Origin of the sequence: Bacillus sp. B1-b2 (assembly GCF_009183415.1) — a bacterium.
In the GTDB taxonomy this organism is placed as follows: domain Bacteria; phylum Bacillota; class Bacilli; order Bacillales; family Cytobacillaceae; genus Niallia.
Map to the genome: position 1 here is coordinate 380,590 of NZ_WEHU01000001.1, position 19,096 is coordinate 399,685.

Annotated in this window: 24 protein-coding genes; 19 read left to right on the forward strand and 5 right to left on the reverse strand. The window is 32.9% G+C overall.

Going from position 1 to position 19,096, the window contains the following annotated elements:
• The first annotated feature begins 130 nt into the window (after window positions 1-130).
• The gene (locus tag F9279_RS01880) at window positions 131-463 is read left to right on the forward strand and encodes a DUF3889 domain-containing protein (protein ID WP_152110921.1); all 333 of its coding nucleotides are present in this window, start codon (window positions 131-133) and stop codon (window positions 461-463) included.
• A gap of 123 nt (window positions 464-586) precedes the next feature.
• Window positions 587-1,300, forward strand: coding sequence for an MOSC domain-containing protein (locus F9279_RS01885; protein WP_152110922.1), 714 nt, complete (start codon window positions 587-589; stop codon window positions 1,298-1,300).
• Window positions 1,301-1,373: 73 nt separating this feature from the next.
• On the opposite strand, the gene F9279_RS01890 is transcribed toward F9279_RS01885, so the two are convergent.
• Window positions 1,374-1,811 (reverse strand): VanZ family protein, encoded by a 438-nt coding sequence (locus tag F9279_RS01890; protein ID WP_152110923.1) that lies wholly within the window; start codon window positions 1,809-1,811, stop codon window positions 1,374-1,376.
• Window positions 1,812-1,949: 138 nt separating this feature from the next.
• On the opposite strand from F9279_RS01890, the gene F9279_RS01895 reads away from it, so the two are divergent.
• The 3 genes from F9279_RS01895 (at window position 1,950) to F9279_RS24865 (ending at window position 4,084) form a co-directional block, all read left to right on the forward strand.
• Complete coding sequence (locus F9279_RS01895; protein ID WP_152110924.1) at window positions 1,950-2,378, forward strand: MarR family winged helix-turn-helix transcriptional regulator; 429 nt, start codon at window positions 1,950-1,952, stop codon at window positions 2,376-2,378.
• Window position 2,379: 1 nt separating this feature from the next.
• Window positions 2,380-3,591 carry an MFS transporter gene (locus tag F9279_RS01900; RefSeq protein WP_152110925.1) on the forward strand — a complete coding sequence of 404 codons (1,212 nt, stop codon included), beginning with the start codon at window positions 2,380-2,382 and terminating at the stop codon, window positions 3,589-3,591.
• A gap of 343 nt (window positions 3,592-3,934) precedes the next feature.
• Window positions 3,935-4,084, forward strand: coding sequence for a hypothetical protein (locus F9279_RS24865; RefSeq protein ID WP_193224397.1), 150 nt, complete (start codon window positions 3,935-3,937; stop codon window positions 4,082-4,084).
• A gap of 99 nt (window positions 4,085-4,183) precedes the next feature.
• Here F9279_RS24865 and F9279_RS01905 read toward each other — a convergent pair whose 3' ends face one another.
• Window positions 4,184-5,059 carry a DMT family transporter gene (locus tag F9279_RS01905; protein ID WP_152110926.1) on the reverse strand — a complete coding sequence of 292 codons (876 nt, stop codon included), beginning with the start codon at window positions 5,057-5,059 and terminating at the stop codon, window positions 4,184-4,186.
• Window positions 5,060-5,490: 431 nt separating this feature from the next.
• Between F9279_RS01905 and F9279_RS01910 the strand changes: the two genes are divergently transcribed.
• Window positions 5,491-6,198, forward strand: a complete 708-nt coding sequence (locus F9279_RS01910; protein WP_152110927.1) for a DNA alkylation repair protein — start codon at window positions 5,491-5,493, stop codon at window positions 6,196-6,198.
• A 114-nt stretch (window positions 6,199-6,312) separates the two neighbouring features.
• Here the strand turns inward: F9279_RS01910 and F9279_RS01915 are convergent, their stop codons facing one another.
• Window positions 6,313-7,311: a DUF3231 family protein gene (locus F9279_RS01915; RefSeq protein ID WP_152110928.1), complete on the reverse strand. Its 999-nt coding sequence runs from the start codon at window positions 7,309-7,311 to the stop codon at window positions 6,313-6,315.
• 405 nt (window positions 7,312-7,716) lie between these two features.
• Here F9279_RS01915 and F9279_RS01920 point away from each other — a divergent pair, with 405 nt between their 5' ends.
• Both F9279_RS01920 and F9279_RS01925 read left to right on the forward strand, forming a co-directional pair.
• Window positions 7,717-8,226, forward strand: a complete 510-nt coding sequence (locus F9279_RS01920) for a phosphoribosylanthranilate isomerase (RefSeq protein ID WP_152110929.1) — start codon at window positions 7,717-7,719, stop codon at window positions 8,224-8,226.
• 237 nt (window positions 8,227-8,463) lie between these two features.
• On the forward strand, window positions 8,464-8,661 hold the full coding sequence (locus F9279_RS01925; protein ID WP_152110930.1) for a PF20097 family protein: 198 nt from the start codon (window positions 8,464-8,466) through the stop codon (window positions 8,659-8,661).
• A 510-nt stretch (window positions 8,662-9,171) separates the two neighbouring features.
• On the opposite strand, the gene nagB is transcribed toward F9279_RS01925, so the two are convergent.
• Window positions 9,172-9,924 (reverse strand): glucosamine-6-phosphate deaminase, encoded by a 753-nt coding sequence (nagB, locus tag F9279_RS01930; RefSeq protein WP_152110931.1) that lies wholly within the window; start codon window positions 9,922-9,924, stop codon window positions 9,172-9,174.
• A gap of 14 nt (window positions 9,925-9,938) precedes the next feature.
• Window positions 9,939-10,652: a GntR family transcriptional regulator gene (locus F9279_RS01935; protein WP_152110932.1), complete on the reverse strand. Its 714-nt coding sequence runs from the start codon at window positions 10,650-10,652 to the stop codon at window positions 9,939-9,941.
• A 230-nt stretch (window positions 10,653-10,882) separates the two neighbouring features.
• Between F9279_RS01935 and F9279_RS01940 the strand changes: the two genes are divergently transcribed.
• The 11 genes from F9279_RS01940 to F9279_RS24880 all read left to right on the forward strand — a co-directional run bounded on the left by F9279_RS01940 (window position 10,883) and on the right by F9279_RS24880 (window position 18,989).
• Entirely contained in the window at window positions 10,883-12,214 is a 1,332-nt protein-coding gene (locus tag F9279_RS01940) for a 6-phospho-alpha-glucosidase (protein ID WP_152110933.1), read from the forward strand.
• A 363-nt stretch (window positions 12,215-12,577) separates the two neighbouring features.
• Window positions 12,578-13,324 carry a chitin disaccharide deacetylase gene (gene chbG / locus F9279_RS01945; RefSeq protein WP_152110934.1) on the forward strand — a complete coding sequence of 249 codons (747 nt, stop codon included), beginning with the start codon at window positions 12,578-12,580 and terminating at the stop codon, window positions 13,322-13,324.
• Window positions 13,325-13,360: 36 nt separating this feature from the next.
• Window positions 13,361-14,761 carry a PTS transporter subunit EIIC gene (locus F9279_RS01950; protein ID WP_152110935.1) on the forward strand — a complete coding sequence of 467 codons (1,401 nt, stop codon included), beginning with the start codon at window positions 13,361-13,363 and terminating at the stop codon, window positions 14,759-14,761.
• A gap of 687 nt (window positions 14,762-15,448) precedes the next feature.
• On the forward strand, window positions 15,449-15,913 hold the full coding sequence (locus F9279_RS01955) for a hypothetical protein (protein ID WP_152110936.1): 465 nt from the start codon (window positions 15,449-15,451) through the stop codon (window positions 15,911-15,913).
• A gap of 244 nt (window positions 15,914-16,157) precedes the next feature.
• The gene (locus F9279_RS01960) at window positions 16,158-16,832 is read left to right on the forward strand and encodes a class I SAM-dependent methyltransferase (protein ID WP_152110937.1); all 675 of its coding nucleotides are present in this window, start codon (window positions 16,158-16,160) and stop codon (window positions 16,830-16,832) included.
• 39 nt (window positions 16,833-16,871) lie between these two features.
• A complete protein-coding gene (locus F9279_RS01965) occupies window positions 16,872-17,204 on the forward strand; it encodes a hypothetical protein (RefSeq protein WP_152110938.1) in 333 nt (110 codons plus the stop codon).
• A 101-nt stretch (window positions 17,205-17,305) separates the two neighbouring features.
• Window positions 17,306-17,500, forward strand: a complete 195-nt coding sequence (locus F9279_RS01970; protein ID WP_152110939.1) for a hypothetical protein — start codon at window positions 17,306-17,308, stop codon at window positions 17,498-17,500.
• 113 nt (window positions 17,501-17,613) lie between these two features.
• On the forward strand, window positions 17,614-17,853 hold the full coding sequence (locus tag F9279_RS01975; RefSeq protein WP_152110940.1) for a hypothetical protein: 240 nt from the start codon (window positions 17,614-17,616) through the stop codon (window positions 17,851-17,853).
• Window positions 17,854-18,127: 274 nt separating this feature from the next.
• Window positions 18,128-18,496: an outer membrane protein assembly factor BamE gene (gene bamE, locus F9279_RS24870; RefSeq protein WP_193224398.1), complete on the forward strand. Its 369-nt coding sequence runs from the start codon at window positions 18,128-18,130 to the stop codon at window positions 18,494-18,496.
• A gap of 53 nt (window positions 18,497-18,549) precedes the next feature.
• On the forward strand, window positions 18,550-18,720 hold the full coding sequence (locus F9279_RS24875) for a hypothetical protein (protein WP_226793106.1): 171 nt from the start codon (window positions 18,550-18,552) through the stop codon (window positions 18,718-18,720).
• 98 nt (window positions 18,721-18,818) lie between these two features.
• Complete coding sequence (locus F9279_RS24880) at window positions 18,819-18,989, forward strand: hypothetical protein (protein ID WP_193224400.1); 171 nt, start codon at window positions 18,819-18,821, stop codon at window positions 18,987-18,989.
• Window positions 18,990-19,096 lie beyond the last annotated feature (107 nt).

A 19,096-nucleotide genomic window follows, 5' to 3' on the forward strand; every position in this document is an offset into this window, starting at 1 on the left:
GTCTTGCTTTATCAAATATACTTTCCTTTTCGTTTTGTGTCAACTTAAAATAATATAGGTTAACAAATATTTATACATATAAAGAATGAATTTGCTCATACTAGAAATAGCCAAGAAAGGAGAAGATAGAATGAAATTAACTAAATTTCCTTTAATAACCATGAGTGTGTTTAGTTTTCTATTATTATTCACAAGCATGCATGCACAAGTTCAAGCAGAAGAACTACCTTCTTATGTAAAATGGGGTAGAATTGCTATGACAAAGGTTCAAGAAAAATACCCTGGAAGTGAGATTACAGATTATCTGCATGTAGGAAAAGAGGATAAAGAAGGCACATCAACAGAAAAATTCAAATTAATTATAAAACAAGATAAAAAAGAAATTGGTGTTAATGTAAGTTTGACTTTTGATACAAGAACGGAAAGACTTCTTTCTGTTGATTTAACAGAAACACAACCATAACGGTACCTCACTCTCTTAAATTAGTAGTTTTAAGAGAGTTTTTCTGTTTTAATGAAAGAAAGGCTGTCAATATAAACAAGTAAGCAGTAATAGCCTATTGAATAAAAGGAGGAGAGAGGAAAAATGATGATCGGAAAAGTGACAAATATAATTAGACACCCTGTGAAATCTTTTACAGGAGAAAATCTACAGCAGGCAAAAGTGATGTCTTATGGAATATATGGTGATAGAAGTCACACATTTGTACAGAAAGCAAATAATAAGCATTTAACCATTACGCAATTTCCTAATATGGTTACATATAAAGCAAGGTTTGTAGGTACGGAGCAAGAAGATACATATCCAAAAATTGAGGTAATAGCAAGTGACGAAAAGAAGTATGATTGGTATGATGATGAGCTATTAGCAAGAATTAATCAAGAATCTAAGAAAGAAGTAGAAAGAGAAGTATATGAACCGTCATTTGTACCTTTTCCTGCTTTAGAAGTAGACAATCTTTTGATGATATCTCAACAATCATTAGCTAAATTGGAAGACACCTATGAAGAAAATGTGGATGAGAGAAGATTTAGAGGCAATATTATTTTTGACTTAGATGAAGAATGGACAGAAAGCATGCTTATCGGAAAAACGTTACAAATAGGGAATGAAGTAAGTGTACAAATGAATAAATTTTGTGAAAGATGTATGATTATTTCAGTAGATCCTGTAACTGGTGCAAGAGAACCTAAATTCTTAAAACATGTTGTAAAGAAGTATGAAAATCTTTTTGGTGTATATGCTTCTGTCATACATACAGGGGAAATAAAGATTGGAGATCCCATTTATTTGTTATAACATATAAAGACAAGCATACTAAAAGAAAATAATTAATTTAGTATGCTTGTAAGGCTTTATGTTTATGTATTAATTATCGATTTAATAGTAAGCTTCGGAAAACCTTCATGATAAAATAGCCTATTCCTCCACCAATTCCATTTAAAATAACATCATTTATATCACAAACACCGATATAGAAAACTAGTTGTAATAGTTCAATAGCAATAGATAATAAAACAGAGCTAAATAGAACGAGTGTTAAAGAAGGTTGTTTAACCCAGTAAGTTATAAACAATCCAAATGGAATAAAAGCAAAAATATTTCCAAGTAAATTACCTGTTAATGCTGATACATGTAAAGGAAATAGATGCTGCATCTCTTTCACAATGCTTAAAATAGGGATGAAATTATAAGCTAACACACCATGTACATTTTGTCTGTAATTGGAAAAGAATAATAGATAAAAGAGCAGTACTATGTAGAAACAAAAGAAGAGGATAGATAGGATTTTATTTGATATTTTAATCATTAAACCTCCTAAGTAATTTTCTAATAACGTAAGCGTGCTTCTTTATTATATAGATTCTATAGGAAAACTTCTATTGCCGAAAGAGTTTCTTTTGTGATATAGTTACCTAGGTAACTAATTGTGAGATAGGAGAAAGACATGAGTGAAACACATGAATTATTTCATTCCATACAACAACTTGCAAGACAATTAACAAAAAGTTTAAATTCAAGCTTACAGCCTTTCAACATTTATCATTCAGAATGGACAGTGTTATATGTACTGAAAAATAAAGGACCGCTTACACAAAGGGAAATAGCTGAATACTTAGCAATTGAAGCACCGCCAGTAACACGTACTATTAAAAAATTAGTGGAGAAAAGCTATGTCATGCAAGTAAAAGGAAGTGATAAGCGTTCAAATCATGTAGTGTTAACAGATTTAGCTCTTAAAGAGTTTCCTAAATGGGAGCAAGCTGTTATACAGGCTAATGAATTATTAATTCAGAAGTTGCCAGACACTTCTTATGAACAGTTAAAATTCATTGTTACTTCATGGTCTGACTCTTTAACCTTCAGGGAGGAATAGTATGCAGAAGGAAGCTTTATGGACAAGGGGATTTATCCAAATCTGGGTAAGTAACTTTTTTTTATTTTTAACATTTTATTATTTACTTGTATCTTTACCCGTTTTTGCTTTGAGAGAATTAGAGGCTAAGCAATCAAGTTCTGGTTTAATCGTTACCGTTTTCTTAATTACCGCCATTATTATTCGCCCCATTGCCGGGAATATAATGCAAAAAATAGGAACAAAAAATTTGTTTGTTATTTCTTTAATCATTTTTTTAGGAGCAAGTCTTTTTTATCCTATTACTCACTCATTGGGGGGATTATTACTAGTTCGAGCAATCCATGGAATTGGGTTTGGAATGGCAACAACTGCTACGGGAACGATTGTTGCGGATCTTCTTCCTCAAACTAGAAGAGGAGAAGGAATGGGTTATTACTCTATGAGTATGAACTTAGCTATGGTTATAGGTCCTTTTCTAGGGCTACAGGCTATTAACACATGGGGAAGTACTATATTATTCATTTTAGCGATGGTTTTTGCCTGTATGGCTTTAATACTTGGTGTCCTCATTACTATTCCAAAATCGAATGTCCAAGAGAAACTTCAGGTAGAACAGAATAAAGGACCTCAAATGAATCAATTATTAGAGAAAACAGCAGTGAAAATTAGTTTAGTAGCTGCTTTATTTGGAATTGTTTATTCTTCCATTTTGTCGTTTGTTTCTGTGTATGCAGAAAATAAGGGTCTTGTTAGTGTATCAGGGTACTTTTTTGTTGTATATGCTATTGTTATGTTACTAGCAAGACCCTTTGCTGGTAGATGGTTTGATAAATATGGAGCAAATGTGATTATCTATCCATGTATTATTCTTTTTGCTGTTGGAATGATTATACTAAGCATGGTACAAAGTCCTTGGATGTTTTTACTTGCTGCAGCATTAATTGGCTTAGGATATGGAACCATGTTTCCTTGTCTGCAAACCATTGCTATCCAAAAGGCTGCTCCTCAAAGAAGAGGACTTGCGACTGCAACCTTTTTATCGCTATTTGATATGGGCATTGGGTTTGGTTCGTTTATCGTAGGAATAATTGGCGGTGCTATTGGATTTGATTCTTTCTATTTCTTTAGTAGCTTCTATATTTTGATTTGCTTAGGTGTTTACTATGTAATGCATGGAAGAGTATCAAAGATAAAACAGAATGTAGTAAATACAAATAGTTTAAATTCATAAATGTTCGAACAATCCCCCTTCAAGTAATGGGGGATTGCTTTATTTTTCGAGGAAAGTAAATTCTGGGTTATGCCTAGAGTTGCAGAAAGTTCATTGAGAGTTAGGTGAAACTTCGCTCTAATAATCTTTGGTGCAATCATCCAACTTAAGCGGAGAATATCCGGTTAAATGCATATGGACACTTATTTTGAGGATGATAAGGGGATTTTTTCCGGTTAAGCAAGAAAAAGTCCTTGTATTTCATGTGTTTTAAGAAAATAGCCGGAAATTCTCCGTCTATTTTGAGTTAATTTCATGGTTGTAACGAAATAAGGGGATTTTCTCTGGCTATTTATCTGAATGGGTGCTTAACCTAATTCTTCAACCGATAAAAGTAGACCCTTTTTATACAAATATGGGAAAAAGGAAACAGAAGATGATAGATGAATACAGAAAACAAATGATGTTGGAGCATATCAATCCATTTGAGGATAAAGAAGTCACGAAAAAATAAAATAGAGGAAGGCCTTTAGGCATTGGAGTAGAAGTAATACAATTGGCGTACCCTTCAATAACATCCTACAATCCCCTTTCATTTTGAAAGGGGATACTTTTAATTCTTTTCTCTTATTACGATAACAACACCAATTAGAATTAAAATAGATCCGATCCAAAATGTAGTGCTGATTCTTTCTTCTAGTACTAACCAACCTAGTAGTGTCCCAACTAGTGGCTGAAAAAAGAAATATAGTCCACCACTTGAGGTATTGAGCATTTGTAGTCCCCGATTCCAAAGTAGAAAACCACCGGCTGTTGAAACAATCCCTAAATATAATAGCCCACCTAAAATAGTAGGAGAAGTCAATTCTGTTATACATAATTCATGAAGGCGAGGTAGCACAAATGGGGTCAAGATAAGGAATGCTACTGAAATAGAATAAGTTGTTACTACTATTTGTGAATAATTACTTGGCAAACGTTTCACCAGGACCGACATTAGTGCCCAAGTAAGTGCCGCGATAACAAGTGAAATACCACCTAACATACTTGACATCCCAATATTTCCAACCCCAACAATGAAAAGGACGCCAATTGAAGCAAGAATGACAGATATTCCTTTTTTAAAGGTTAATTTCTCTTGTAAAATAAGAGAAGCAAAAACGACCATAAATGCTGGTGTAGAAGAAGTTATAATAGCACCCATTTGTGCAGTAGAAAGCATGGTTCCTGTTTCTTGTGCCACTATAGAAATGGTATTACCTATAACGCCAATGGCAACAATTAACATAATAAAACGCTTTTCTATCCGCCATTTTTGCTTAGTAATAAGCCCAATTATTACTAAAGCTATTATTGCAACTAAATAGCGAAACCATACTAATTCTAATGGTGGAATTATTGCTACAACCACTTTTACTACAACATACATTCCGCCCCAAATACTAGAAGCTATTATTAAATATAAAGAACCTAATAAGGTGTTTTTCATTTTTTATTCCCTCCGTTATTTAAGTTAGACTAATAGATTAGCTCTAACGGAGAGAGGTAGTAACCATCACTCCATTAGAAGCTGAAGTGTGCTACTGGTACATCTAATTCAAATAACGGTTTCCAATACATAATATCACCTCTTTTTGTTGTTCTTGTATATAGAGTATAGCAAATATTGGTTATGATGAACATGTAAGAGAATTATAACATAGTGGACTAGCAGATTATTGATCATTTTTTTGGAAATACTTTCTCATGAATAATATTAGATAATGTAAAGATGATACGATATTTCCCTACTAATAGTGTTAATCATGTTAATATGTAAAGGTAACCAGAGAAATACATTGCCACTACCTTGGCAACAGTTTATAGATGAGTAAATTGAAATATGACAATAAGAGAAACTTAATAAAGGAGTGTTTAGTGATGAATGAAGAAATGGTTTTGCAAGAGCTTGAAGCACTTGGCAAGGAAAGAACAAAAAAAATATACGTATCTAATGGTGCCAGAGAACCACTTTATGGAGTAGCTACAGGTGCAATGAAACCTATTGTAAAGAAAATTAAAATAAATCAATTATTAGCAGAAGAGCTTTATGCAACAGGGAACTATGATGCTATGTACTTTGCAGGAATTATTGCCGATCCAAAAGCGATGACCGAAGCTGATTTTAATCGTTGGATAGATGGAGCTTACTTTTATATGCTGTCTGATTATGTTGTAGCTGTTACTTTAGCTGAAACAGATATTGCGCAAGAAGTTGCTGATAAATGGATAGAGAGTGGTAAAGAGTTAATCATGTCAGCAGGCTGGAGCTGTTACTGCTGGTTATTGGGAAATCGCCTTGATCATGAATTTTCCGAAGAGAAGATTTCTAATATGCTTGATAAGGTGAAAAATACTATCCATGATGCACCAGAAAGAGCGAAAGCTTCAATGAATAATTTTGTTTATACAGTAGGCGTTTCCTTTCAGCCTTTACATGAAAAGGCTTTACAGATAGCGAATGCAATAGGAATTGTAGAGGTGAAGAGAGAAAATAAGAAAAACAGCTTCTTAAATGCTTATGAAACTATTCAAAAAGAAGTGGATAGAGGAAGAATTGGTTTTAAACGTAAATATGTAAGATGTTAGGGACTATAATGGAGCGGTGTGATCAATGCTAACTTTGTAGAAATTGGATGGTACCTTTCGCTTGCTTTAAATTACTATCAGAAAAGCCCTCCAGTTTGGAAGGGCTTTAAATGTCTATCTTTGATTAGCGATTTCTGTTCTATTTGGAGCAAGTGGTGGTTGTTCTAACCATTTATTTTCGACCATAATTTCAAACCAATTTTTTGTAACCATAAGATTTTCTATAATTGTTTTCTCGTAAGTAGCCACTAAATCTGTTCTCATTGCTGATGCTAAACCAGCCCCATGATAATTTTGTGCTGCTTGAAATAAAAAACCCACATGGAAAAGTATCAATTTATCAGAAAATGGTGAATCAGTAGAAGTGGTTACTTCTGTTTCTAGAGATTTTGGTACAGGTAAGTTATCAGCTTGAAGTATCTTTGCTAATGCTTTTATCTGCGCATCAGCAGTTTGTTCAGACTTTGCCAAAAACTTTCTAACATCTTTAGAGCCTGCTACTTGAGAGAATGCAATAGAAAGAGTTTTAGCCATTATATTTTTCTTAAGGTTTAGAGAGAGACTAATTATTTCAGTTGCAGCAAGTGTTCGACCTTTACCAAAGTAACCATTTTTAAAATCTTCATTTGATATAAAACTCGGATGTTCATAAGAATAATACAAAGGATCTCTTTGAAATAAGCCTTTATCAAGTAATAATTCTAGTGTTTGATGATACATTTGCGTTCCAGATTTACTACATGCATCATAAAAGCTTCTCAAATCTTTTCTTACAGAAATGCAAAGAGCTGTATTATGCCCTAATATCCCATGTATGGACATAATATGTAAATAATTTAGGCAAAATGCATCTGAAAAAAGTCTTTTTTTGCCTAAATATAAGTCGGTTTCATTAAACCCAATTGGAACGGGGAAACCCTCTTCGGTGAAGAACTTACTAATCTCATTCTTTTGGTGTTCGGATGTTTTAATAGCAGTATGAAACAATGCTTTTATTGCTTTATCTTCTATAATAGAGTACATATATTTATTTACCATATGTGCTGCAGTACCATTTATGTATTCGCCCCATAAAGAGCCAATTTCAGAAGAAGTTAGCACCATTTTTCCCATATAAAATTCACCTCTGCTTTAATATTTCCAAACATTTATAGGATATACTTTGATATCTACATTATGCTTAGAGATTATTTACAACTTAGCAGATAGTATAGTAAGTAGCTATTTTAAATAACTGAATATTATTATTATTCACATAAGGAAATCGAGGTAATTTCCATATCAATCAGCAGAAACACAGTTGTTTTCTGTATCCATTTTGTATACAGTATAATAGGAAAAAATGGTATTATTTAATGGAAAAAAATAAGGAGTTATGAAGAAATGTTAATACATGATTTTTACTTAGTACCGAATAAAGAATTACCTCTAAAGATATTGGGGCTTTTGGCATTAAAAGAGATAGGTGAAAATAAAAGTATTTAATAATATAGTGATAAAGGATAGGAGGTAGGCTTAATGGAAGATAAAAAATTTAATGAGTTCATCAAGATTGCAAAAAGACTTAATAAGATAAACATTACTCCATTAATAATGGGCTCCGTTGGATTAGAAAGGCTTACTAATAGAAGTTGGGATGCACAAGATTTAGATATTCACGTTCCAGGTGATGAAAGAGGGTGGGAGGTTTCACCAGAATCCAACATCTATTACTGGGATGAAATAGTAACTATAATGAACTCTTTGGGGTATGAGTTAATGGATCTCCATGAACATGAATTCTCTAATGGAGACATATCTGTTGAATTCGGAATTATCGACACTCTTCCAAGCTTTGCAGGTGTTCAATTAAAGGAACTAGAAATGCATGTTTTGAAAGACATAAAGTATTATTTATTAAATGATGAGCAATATTTAAGTGTGTATGAATCCTCATCAAAAGATAGTTATCGAGCAGATAAAAATAATCATAAAGACAGTAAAAAGATTGCATTCTTAAAAGGCATAATTAATGAAAATTCTATATGATAATTGATTAAGGTTATAAATAGTAGTTTTTAATTCAAGTTTCTATCATAGTTGAAAAAATCTAAGCTATTAAACGATTAGATAAATCTATATTGAAACCATGCTTTATTAGGAATCGGTATTTAAGTGGTGCTAGTTTAATAGAAAAAGAAACTTTAAGGTTGTTGATTCGTATTTAATCTAGTAGAAGAATATGTTAAATAGAAATTCACCTTATAAAGAACGGAGGGGTCCAAAGTGAAGGAAGATAGATGTCCTAAGTGTAGCAATAGCGAAATCAAGAAAGGAATCATTCATGCTGGTAATGGTGTAGTGCATATGTTTCCTTATGATAATCCGAAAAGCAGATCATCTCCTCTAACCTCCTATTATTGTTCAGAATGTGGGTATGTTTTAGCTATTTATGTGGAGAATCCTAAAAATCTTGAAAAGTAGGGGGGGAAAGACAGAGAGGAAATTTTAAAAGAAGTTAATAAATAACAATTAAATATACATACGGAAGTCTAATCCATTATTATAGATTAGACTGAAGGCTGTAGACAAACTCCTAAATGGAATCTTAGGAATGAAAAATGTAGCAAATTTAACCATTCGGCTGAATAGAGAGGGGGGGGAGGGCTTTCCGTGTGCTCGCGCTGAGCCTCTTCGCTCTTGCAGGGTCTCGGACTGTCTCACATCTCCCGTAGGAGTCGAGCGGAACCTTTCCAAACTAGTAGTATCCTATAAATAAAAGAAATGTCTATACTTACTATCATTTTTTCAGTGGTCTCCCATCTAGCCCGAAAAATTCAAGAACTACAAAAAGGATCCAAACTAATAGAAAATAGTAACTTCTAATAGTTCGGATCTATCATTGGCTGAAATACTTAGGTCCAATCCTCTCATTCAATCATCTATAGAAGTTGCTGGTAGTGACTATTTTACACACTCTTTAAATTCACTGACTTAAAAGATAGAATTACTATTCAACTTCGCAAGGGATAACGCTTCTTTATCCGCAATAATAATAACATTGCTATGTTTTTTTAGAATGGACGCAGGTAAATCCTCTGATACATTATTACCGTTTATTAGCCGATCGAGTACCATAGCTTTTTTTATACCTGAGGCCAGTAGAAGAATCTTCTTACTACGATAAATGGTATTAACACCCATTGTAAGTGCTTGTGTCGGAACAGACTCTAAAGATGAAAAATATCTAGCATTTGCCTTTCTAGTTGAATCCATCAACTCCACCACATGCGTTAAACTTTGAAAGGGAGTCCCTGGCTCATTAAACCCAATATGCCCATTTTCTCCAATACCTAGCAGCTGTAAATCAATCCCACCAAAATGGTTTATTAACTCTTCATATTGTAGACACTCTTTTTCCAAATCTTTCGCCATACCGTTTGGCAAGTAAGTCTGTTTAGAAGGAATATCAATATAATCGAATAACTTCTCCTTCATGTAATGACGATAACTATTTATATCCCTGTAATCTAACCCCACATACTCATCTAAATTTAACGTTTTAACTTTAAGGTACGAAGTCTTATTTACCAAATAATCCTCGACTAGCTTCTCATAAACCCCCAACATGGTTCCGCCTGTTGCTAGACCTAACACAGAGTAAGATTTCTCTCTAATCTGGTTCACAATCATATCCGCTGCTTTAATACTCATTTCATCGAATGAGTTAACTTCCATTATTTCCATTATAAAGTCTCCTTTTATATTCGTTTCGACACAAATTTAAAGGTGTACTTATCACTTCTAAAGTATAACTTCGTGTACTCAAAAATTGTTCCATTATCAAGTGCCGCCCACAAATTCATCGACAATGTCAGTTCATGCTCCTCTAGTTGAAGAACCTTTTTTAACCCTTCAGTTGGATAGAACGGAAATACCTCACCTTGTCTTTCTTTAATGATATAACCTTTATTTTCAACATAGGCATACTTAGAATGTCTCATCACTTCAATAGACAAATCTGGAAATAGAGAAACCGGCATATATGTCTCCTCTAAAATCAATGGCTCGTCATCTGCATACCGTAATCTCCGAATAAAAAAGACTTTTTCTTCATCATCTAACTGTAATTTCTCCTGCACTACTTCATCTGCTTCTTGCATATGAAAATCTAATATTTCATTAGAGGGAATTTTACCTAACTGTCTCATCTCTTCAGTAAAACTTTGTAGTCTGAATATATCTTGTTCAATTTTCTCTCCTTTCACATAGGTGCCACTTCCCCTTATTTTATAAAGAAAATCTTCTGAAACAAGTTGTCCAATCGCTTGTCGAATGGTCACTCTACTGACATCATACATTTCAGAAAGCTTTATTTCAGGAGGAATGGCATCATCTTTTTTTAACTTACCTATAATTATTTCTTTCTTAATTCTCTCTGCAATTTGTTTATATAAAGGAGAATGAATAGTCAAAAAACTTGCACCACCAGTATTTGTTGTATTGTATTTGTATTAGTACTACCCTATACAACTATACATAAAATCACTCTCACACTCAAATGCAAACCATTACCATTCAACATTCCTTATTATCAATATAACACTTAATACAAATTAAATACAACATTAGTATTGTATTTGTTTTATTTTAGTGATATAAATAATTTATGTAAAAGAAATAAAAAACAAGGAGGTCACTCAATATGAAAAAACAACGATTGGTTATTGCTGGAAGTGGAAGCACTTACACAATGGGAATGATGATGAGCTTAATAGAAGAAAAAGATCATTTTCCCCTCAGAGAATTAGTTTTCTATGATACGGACAAGGAACGTCAGGAACGAAATGCAAAAGCTACTGAAATTCTATTAAAGGAGCGCTATCCAGAACTTGAAGCTTTCTCGTATACTACGGATAAAGAAAAAGCGTTTCAAGATGCAGATTTTGTTTTCGTTCAAATTCGTACCGGCGGACTAGCAATGAGAGAACTAGATGAGCAAATCCCTCTTAAATACGGTGTTGTTGGCCAAGAAACTTGCGGACCAGGGGGAATGGCCTATGGGTTACGATCTATTAAAGATATGATAGATCTAGTCAATGATATTCGTCGATATTCACCTGAAGCTTGGATTTTAAACTATACAAATCCAGCAGCTATCGTTTCCATAGCCTTGAAAAGAGAATTCCCAAAGGATAATCGACTTCTAAATATCTGCGACATGCCAATTGCCATTATGATTAGTTATGCGCAAATTCTTAATATAGATGTATGGGATATCGTACCTGAGTACTTTGGACTTAACCATTTTGGATGGTTCACTAAAATTCTAGATAAGCAAGGCAACGACCATACAGAGACATTAAAGAACCTTATTCTCGAGAGAGGATTCAGACCAGAAGATAAAGAAATTGCAAATGATGTATCTTGGCAAAAAACCTTCGAACAAGCACGCCAATTGATGATAGATTTACCTGAGTACTTACCAAATACTTATTTACAATATTATTTTTATCCAGATCAAATGGTAGAAAAAGAGGATCCAGAACATACAAGGGCAAGAAAAGTGATCGAAGGTCGTCAAAATCGTGTGCACAATTTATGTGACCGCATTATTAAGAACAATACTGCACAAGGAGAGGAAGGACTTCATGTCGATATTCATGGTGTCTTCATGATTAAAGCAGCAGAATCTCTTGCATACAACTTAGAGAAGAGATTTATTTTGATTGTGGAGAATAATGGTATCATATCTAATTTACCATCAGAAGCTATGGTAGAAGTACCTGTAATCCTAACGAAAAACGGACCTAAAGCATTATCTGTTGGGGAAATCCCTACTTTCTACAAAGGTTTAATAGAGAACCAATACGCTTATGAAAAATTAGTCGTAGAAGGATATTTTGAAAAAAGTTACACCAAACTACTTCAAGCTTTAACATTGAATCGAACTGTAATCAACGTCTCCACTGCAAAGGCAATTTTAGATGATTTAATAGAAGCAAATAAAGATTTTTGGCCAGAGCTACAAAAATAATTGGTTAATAATCTCATATACTTATATGTTCTGTTAAGAAATTTTGGATCTAAGTTATTTATCCACATAATTTGATATTTGCGAATACACTTAAGATTTTTTGGGGTTAATCACTACCCATATTATTCATTGCACCAATATACGTCGATCTACTTCCATTCCAAATTCGGTACTAAAATTCAATTCCCATCTATGAATCAGTTATAAACTTCTACTTACACCATAAACAGGTATACGGGAATTCTTTTTAATCTCCAAAAATAAAACTAGTAAGTATCTTTCGTTTTTTCACTCTAAGGTAAGTTAATAAAACTTATAATCAAAACATACAGTTCCCAATTCAATACGATAGGAGGATATGAAATGAAAAAACTGATCATCAATGCAGATGACTTTGGCTATTCAAGAGGAATCAACTTCGGAATCGTTGATGCGCATCAATTAGGCGTATTAACATCTACCACTTTTATGACAAATATGCCTGGTGCAGATCATGCGGCAGAACTTTCGAAACAGCATCAAGAGCTTGGTGTAGGTATCCATCTAGTCTTGACTTGTGGAAAACCACTTTTAAATCAGCACAAAACAATTGTAGATAGCAATGGGTATTTTCGAAAGGTTGATTTTTATAAAGGAGCATTCACGATTGATTATGAGGAAGTCTATCAAGAATGGAAGGCACAGATTGAAAAGTTTTTGTCCTATGGATTAATACCAACACACCTTGATAGTCATCACCATACCAATTCATTTGGAGACATACCTAATATATTTATAAAGCTGGCAAAAGAATATGATTTACCTGTACGAAACAACATGGTTCCGAAATATTCAAGGATATTGCAAGAAGAAGGAGTAAAAACTACTGATTCTTTTTTATACGTCCTAGAGTCATCTATAAAAGATAACCAAACATTAGACCAAATATTTGAGGGCAATCATTCAGTGGAGGTCATGTCACATCCTGGCTATCTTGATAAAGAAATTCTATCTGGATCTTCTTTTTCCTATCCAAGAGTGGATGAATTAGAGCTTTTAATGAGCGAAAAAATTATCGAACTATTCAGAAATAGAAACGACATTCAATTAAGTACATTTAAGGACATCTAAGAACCACTTAATAATATATAGAGGGGGATTCATATTATGAAAAATTTTCTACAGAAGTTTGGAAAGTCCTTGCTAATACCAATTGTTGCTTTGCCTATTGCTGGATTATTACTACGTTTAAGTGCAGAAGATTTATTAGATATCCCTCTGTACCAAGCTGCAGGAGTTATATTGAATCAGATGGATGCAATTATCGCAATTGGAATTGCCATGGGTCTTGCAAAAACAAAGGATAAAGGAATACCGGCATTAACTGGATTTCTATCTATCATTGTTTTAAAAGAAGGACTTAAAATCATGGATCCTGCACTCAACATGAGTGTGTTTGGTGGTGTATTGGCTGGTTTATTAGCTGCCTTTATTTATAATAAGTTCAAAGATACGAAGCTTCCAAGTATGCTAGCATTCTTTGGTGAGGAAAAGTTCCCAATTACCGTTATAATTTTCACAATGATTCCAGTTTCTGGGCTTATGTCAATAATCTGGCCATATGCCCAATCAGGAATTGATACATTTGCTCAAACATTAATGGGGCTAGGAGCTTTAGGTATTTTTATTTTCGGATTCTTAAACCGCTTCTTACTACCTTTTGGTCTGCATCATGTTATTAATACTTATGTATACTTTGGTCTAGGAGAATATGAAACTTCAGCAGGAGAAGTTGTGACTGGGGAAATTACTCGTTTTTTAAGTGGAGATCCGACTGCAGGATATTTTATTGGTGGGTTCTATGTCTCCATGATGTTTGGAGTTCCAGCAATTGCTTTGGCGATTATCAGAGCAGCTAAGAAGAAAAGAAAGAAAGAAACAAAATCACTAATGGTTTCAGGAGCAGGGACTTCCTTTTTAACTGGTATTACAGAACCTATTGAATTTACATTTTTATTCACTTCTCCACTCTTATACTTTTTACATGCAGTATATACTGGCTTAGCTGGAGCAGTTCTTTACATATTGCACATACGCCATGGTTTCTCTTGGGGAGCTGGAGTTGTCGATTTTATTTTAAATATGAATTTATCTGATAGAGGCTATTTAATTATTCCAGTGGGGCTTGCTTTTGCTGCACTTTACTATTTTACATTCTACTATGTAATAATAAAAAGGGATATTCCCCTTATTGGCAGAGAAAAAGATATTGAATTTGGAGTAGAATCCTCTGAGCAAGAAAAAGAATTAACGCTATCTCACTCTAATCATGAGTATATGGCTAAAAAAATACTCCAGTATATTGGGGGGAAAGACAATATTATCACAAATGATAACTGTATGACTCGGCTTCGTCTGGAATTAAAGGATACAGATATTATCAATGAGGATAAGATTAAACAGACTGGTGTACATGGGGTCATAAAGATTGATAAGCATCATTTGCAAATTGTCATTGGATCTCAAGCAACAACGGTCAAGAAGGAAATTGATAAACTAGTAGGATAAGCATGTAAGAGAATTCTTAAATCAAGTTGGGACAAAACCCTCTTTTTAGACGAAAAAGCCGTGGGATTTTACGAAAAGTAAAATTTCACGGCTTTGTTTGTTTTTCAATAAACATAAGGACTACTTCTGATAAAATCAGTTTACCACACCAAATTTTATCCGAAAGAAGGGTCCTTATGTTTAAGATTCTAACATGAATCCAGATAATTTTGCCTTTAGATTTAGAAATGAAATGACGAGATAATGACAAAGCCTTTTCTATTCTCGGTTCGTGGAAGATCAAAAGTAGAAACCGAACCCGGCGCCGCATTAATGGCTGTAAATATACGAAAATATGCGGCAAGAAGATAAGCTATTGCCAACATATCTCTAAAATAAGTGAAAAAAGTGAAATCGCACTAGTCGACTTCAGTTTTTTCACTTATCGAGACTTTTTGTCCAGCCTCTTTTTAAATTTACATTAGCTTGTATTCTAATGTGTAATGTGGGTAGCAAATATTCAATTTAGATAGTTTTTTAACAAGAACTTCCTTATCTTACTCATATACATAACTTCTTTTTTACCTTTTCCACCTTTTTATCAATTTTCTGAAAATAGACATAATAATAGATAAAAGCGGTTTCTCCGATTGGTAAGTCTTAATATACTATTAGTGTATTAAGAATACATTCGAAAGGGGGTTAACAATGAAATTCTCATTTGAAATACAGTTATTTGAAAAGCATAAGCACAATAATATGGGTCAGGTTAATTTAAATGATGGAAGAATTGTAAAGGACAAGCCTATAGAGAATCTGAGTTCTATGAATGAAAATTCTACTAACAAAGGGGAAGATTATATGATGATGCAACCAAATGGAGAAAAACCTTGGGAAAAAATGAAAGATGACGATAAAAAGAAACATGATGATAAAAAGAAACATAATGACCATTCTGTTTATATTCCTATTACAGAACAAGGTCTATTCGCGGGGATAGCTAGAAATCAAGGTATCACTTTTACACTAAAAGCTACTGTGCCATTTTATGGTCATCCAGCTTATGGAACATTTCAAGGATTAATTAAGGATAAAACTGGTGTTTATGCGTTAATTCTTGTTGGGTATGAGTTATACCGTCTAAATGTTGAAAATTTTGTAACGGTTGTGTAAATAAATAGTTCTCCATCATTTATTAATAGTTAACCACCCCGTTTCTATGTCTTCTTAATACAATCTCTTACTAGGACCATCCAAATGAATTTCTAAACAAGGTGTACGAAATAAGTATACCTTGTTTCCTGTATACCGCTCCTCTTTATGAGGGAGATATAGTATAATAAGAATAAATTACATAATTTAACATATATTCAAAAAATTAATGATTTAATAAAAAGGGAAAGAGGTATAAGCCAATATGATCGGAAATCAAGAATTTTGGGAAAAACAGTATGCTAAAACTGAAAATAATTTATGGGGATTACAGCCAATACATACATTGGTTGAATATACAAGTTTACTAGAGTCAAAGAGCAAGGTGTTGGATCTTGGTATGGGAGAAGGAAGAAATGCACTTTATTTTTCAAGAAGAGGTTTTGTTACGGAGGGGATAGACATTTCAGAAACAGCTGTTTTACGAGCAAAGAAGTATGCAGAGGAAAATAATCTAGCAATGAAAGCAGAAGTAGGTGATGTAACAAGTTTTGAAATTAAGGAGAACACCTACTCTTTAATTATATTGGCTAATGTTCTTAACTTTTTTCAAGAAAAGGATATAAAAAATATTATAGAAAAGGCTAAAAAGGGCTTGATGAAAGATGGTTTCATCTATATAAATGTCTTTGATAGAAAAGACCCGAGTCTTGAAAGAAATAGAAATAATGGACATCAAAGATTAAATGACTTAACCTTTTACCGCCAAGCAACAAACTCTTATATCCACTACTTTTCTAAGGAAGAATTAATGAATTACTTCACAGGATATCAAACTATAAAAATGGCAGATAGCTATCTTCTGGATATAAATCATGGAGAACCTCACTATCACAGTATCATCGAAATGTTAGTAAAAAAGGAAGAAAGCTTAATCTAGAAAAACAAAGTAAACGAATACTAAAAAGGGGATTAATTCATGCTAGATTTTGGTTTGCTCAATATAGGCAGTTTACTTCTCGGGTTGATTGCATGGTTCATACCAATTGTGTATCTATTGAGATTGCAGAAATATAGTAGTCACAGTTTGCTTGTTAGCTCCTTACTAAGCTTAAGTGCCTGTGGTATTTCATTATGTTTTCAGATTTTTTATACCTATCATTTAGTAGTGATAGAAGATTGGAGTGCACTTATGGATACTATGTATGCAGTGTCATTAGCATCCGTCGTATTATTAATGGTTACCATTTCATTAAATTTTGTTTCTTTTTATACTTATAGTAAGAAGCTTAAATATAATAAAAAACAATAATATTTAGAGGTATATAGGGAGTTTAGCTAGTACCTTTAGAATCAACGGCCAGTAATAATAAACAATTATGGTATAATAAGGATGATTGGAGGTGGGAGATTATGGTGAAGAACTTACCATTCTTGTTCTCTTTGTTAATAATAGGTTGTAGCATTCTAGTAATTTCATCAAGTATAGATGGACCACCGCTTGTCAAATATTCTTTATTATTTGCAAGTGTAGTGTTAAATATCTGGAGTATGATTGGTTTTATATTGAACTTAGGTATACAAAAACTAAATAAAAACGAGCAATAACGGATAGCTCTTTCTCTACTTTCATTTGATTTAAAGAGCAAAAATGAACTATTTTTACCATTTTTTGAATCTTATTTCCTGATTCTTCGTAATAAAAATAGGAGGTGTTACTTTTGCAAAAAAAATATATTTCTTTTCCTTTATTAGCAGCCTTAATAGCTATTGTCCTTTTATACACGATAGGAAATATCTTGCATATAGAGTTACTCCGTATATCTATTACAGGTGGAAGTGATTCTGAAGGAACAATATTTGAAACAAGCATATCCTTTATCCCTATTATAGTTGGCTTTATTGTTGGATTTATAACAGATTATATTATTAAACGTAACAGTAAAAAAAACTTGGTATAAAGCCAAGTTTTTTATACGGAACAATAGCAAGCTAAAGCAGTTGTTGTGCGAGCGGGGAGAAACTTTGACCAAAAAACAGAGCATCTTATGGAATATGTTAGTACTATTTGTAATTTTGCATCTTTTGCTATCTATGATATATATTTTTATCATACATGTATTTAATGCTTTGTTTAGTATTGTAAGTATATCTGCTATTTTAATACCGTCTCTTTTCCTACTACTTTTTGAATACATAGTATGGAAACAGTTTATTGATTCCTCGTTAGCTGAAATGAAAGTACATAAAAATTTTAAAAAAGTCACCATCATTTGCCTCATTCCAGTTTTAGTTTGTCTGTTTATGTTAGGGCTAAATGAATATAATTCAAATTTCACTTCGAGTAAATGGAGTGAGAAACCTTCCAAAAGAGTAGAAATAATAGATGATTTATTACTAAATTATGATTTTAAAGGAATGACAAAGAATGAGGTGATAAATATACTAGGCACACCATCGGAAACAGAGTACTTTAAAAAAGATAATAATATTGTATATCATCTAGGATATGAAAGAGGGCTTATTTCTATTGATAGTGAATGGTTGGTAATTAATTTCGATGGTAACGAAATAGTTATTAATTATGATGTGGTTACAGATTAAAGAAGTACTGAGCATGTTTCCGAGAAAAAATGGTAGTAGAAAAGGAGATGGTTATGAGAAAGTTTATTGTTTTCTTATTGTCTGGCTTTGTTCTATTTTTACTAGGTATCATTTTGTCTACTCTTTTAGATGAAATTTGGGTTGCGTTGGGCACAATTTTTGCAATTATTGGTGGATTTATGATGGGAGGAAGCTCCTATTTTTATATAAACAAAAATAAATAGCTTTCTATCGCAAATTATATAGAAGATGTATTCCGAGGTTATAGATAGTAACTTATTCTTTCTAGGTTTTAAAGTATTAATTAGGAGGAATCATTCAAATGGTTACTTTCTTGTTTAGAGCTGCTTTCTTGATGATTATTATATTTGGTGGAATATTCACCATTCAATATTTTAGAACAGGTGATATTCTATTAGTTCAATTAATAGGATTAGTTATAGGAGTGATTTTGTTAGTGAGTGCAGTTATTATGAAGAAAATAGATAATTAAATCATATGGAAAATGACTATATTTATTAAATAGGGTTAAGAGGTAATGTGAGAGAATAAGTCTGAAGGGTTTGTAAGAGAATTTAGACTCAGATTGGAGCGGTTTTC

Bases quoted from the DNA above. Each gene is read 5' to 3' on its own strand.
- F9279_RS01880 (WP_152110921.1), top strand. From the start codon at position 131: ATGAAATTAACTAAATTTCCTTTAATAACCATGAGTGTGTTTAGTTTT.
- F9279_RS01885 (WP_152110922.1), top strand. From the start codon at position 587: ATGATGATCGGAAAAGTGACAAATATAATTAGACACCCTGTGAAATCT.
- F9279_RS01890 (WP_152110923.1), bottom strand. From the start codon at position 1,811: ATGATTAAAATATCAAATAAAATCCTATCTATCCTCTTCTTTTGTTTC.
- F9279_RS01895 (WP_152110924.1), top strand. From the start codon at position 1,950: ATGAGTGAAACACATGAATTATTTCATTCCATACAACAACTTGCAAGA.
- F9279_RS01900 (WP_152110925.1), top strand. From the start codon at position 2,380: ATGCAGAAGGAAGCTTTATGGACAAGGGGATTTATCCAAATCTGGGTA.
- F9279_RS01905 (WP_152110926.1), bottom strand. From the start codon at position 5,059: ATGAAAAACACCTTATTAGGTTCTTTATATTTAATAATAGCTTCTAGT.
- F9279_RS01910 (WP_152110927.1), top strand. From the start codon at position 5,491: ATGAATGAAGAAATGGTTTTGCAAGAGCTTGAAGCACTTGGCAAGGAA.
- F9279_RS01915 (WP_152110928.1), bottom strand. From the start codon at position 7,311: ATGGGAAAAATGGTGCTAACTTCTTCTGAAATTGGCTCTTTATGGGGC.
- F9279_RS01920 (WP_152110929.1), top strand. From the start codon at position 7,717: ATGGAAGATAAAAAATTTAATGAGTTCATCAAGATTGCAAAAAGACTT.
- nagB (WP_152110931.1), bottom strand. From the start codon at position 9,924: ATGGAAATAATGGAAGTTAACTCATTCGATGAAATGAGTATTAAAGCA.
- F9279_RS01940 (WP_152110933.1), top strand. From the start codon at position 10,883: ATGAAAAAACAACGATTGGTTATTGCTGGAAGTGGAAGCACTTACACA.
- chbG (WP_152110934.1), top strand. From the start codon at position 12,578: ATGAAAAAACTGATCATCAATGCAGATGACTTTGGCTATTCAAGAGGA.
- F9279_RS01950 (WP_152110935.1), top strand. From the start codon at position 13,361: ATGAAAAATTTTCTACAGAAGTTTGGAAAGTCCTTGCTAATACCAATT.
- F9279_RS01955 (WP_152110936.1), top strand. From the start codon at position 15,449: ATGAAATTCTCATTTGAAATACAGTTATTTGAAAAGCATAAGCACAAT.
- F9279_RS01960 (WP_152110937.1), top strand. From the start codon at position 16,158: ATGATCGGAAATCAAGAATTTTGGGAAAAACAGTATGCTAAAACTGAA.
- F9279_RS01965 (WP_152110938.1), top strand. From the start codon at position 16,872: ATGCTAGATTTTGGTTTGCTCAATATAGGCAGTTTACTTCTCGGGTTG.
- F9279_RS01970 (WP_152110939.1), top strand. From the start codon at position 17,306: ATGGTGAAGAACTTACCATTCTTGTTCTCTTTGTTAATAATAGGTTGT.
- bamE (WP_193224398.1), top strand. From the start codon at position 18,128: ATGAAAGTACATAAAAATTTTAAAAAAGTCACCATCATTTGCCTCATT.
- F9279_RS24875 (WP_226793106.1), top strand. From the start codon at position 18,550: ATGAGAAAGTTTATTGTTTTCTTATTGTCTGGCTTTGTTCTATTTTTA.
- F9279_RS24880 (WP_193224400.1), top strand. From the start codon at position 18,819: ATGGTTACTTTCTTGTTTAGAGCTGCTTTCTTGATGATTATTATATTT.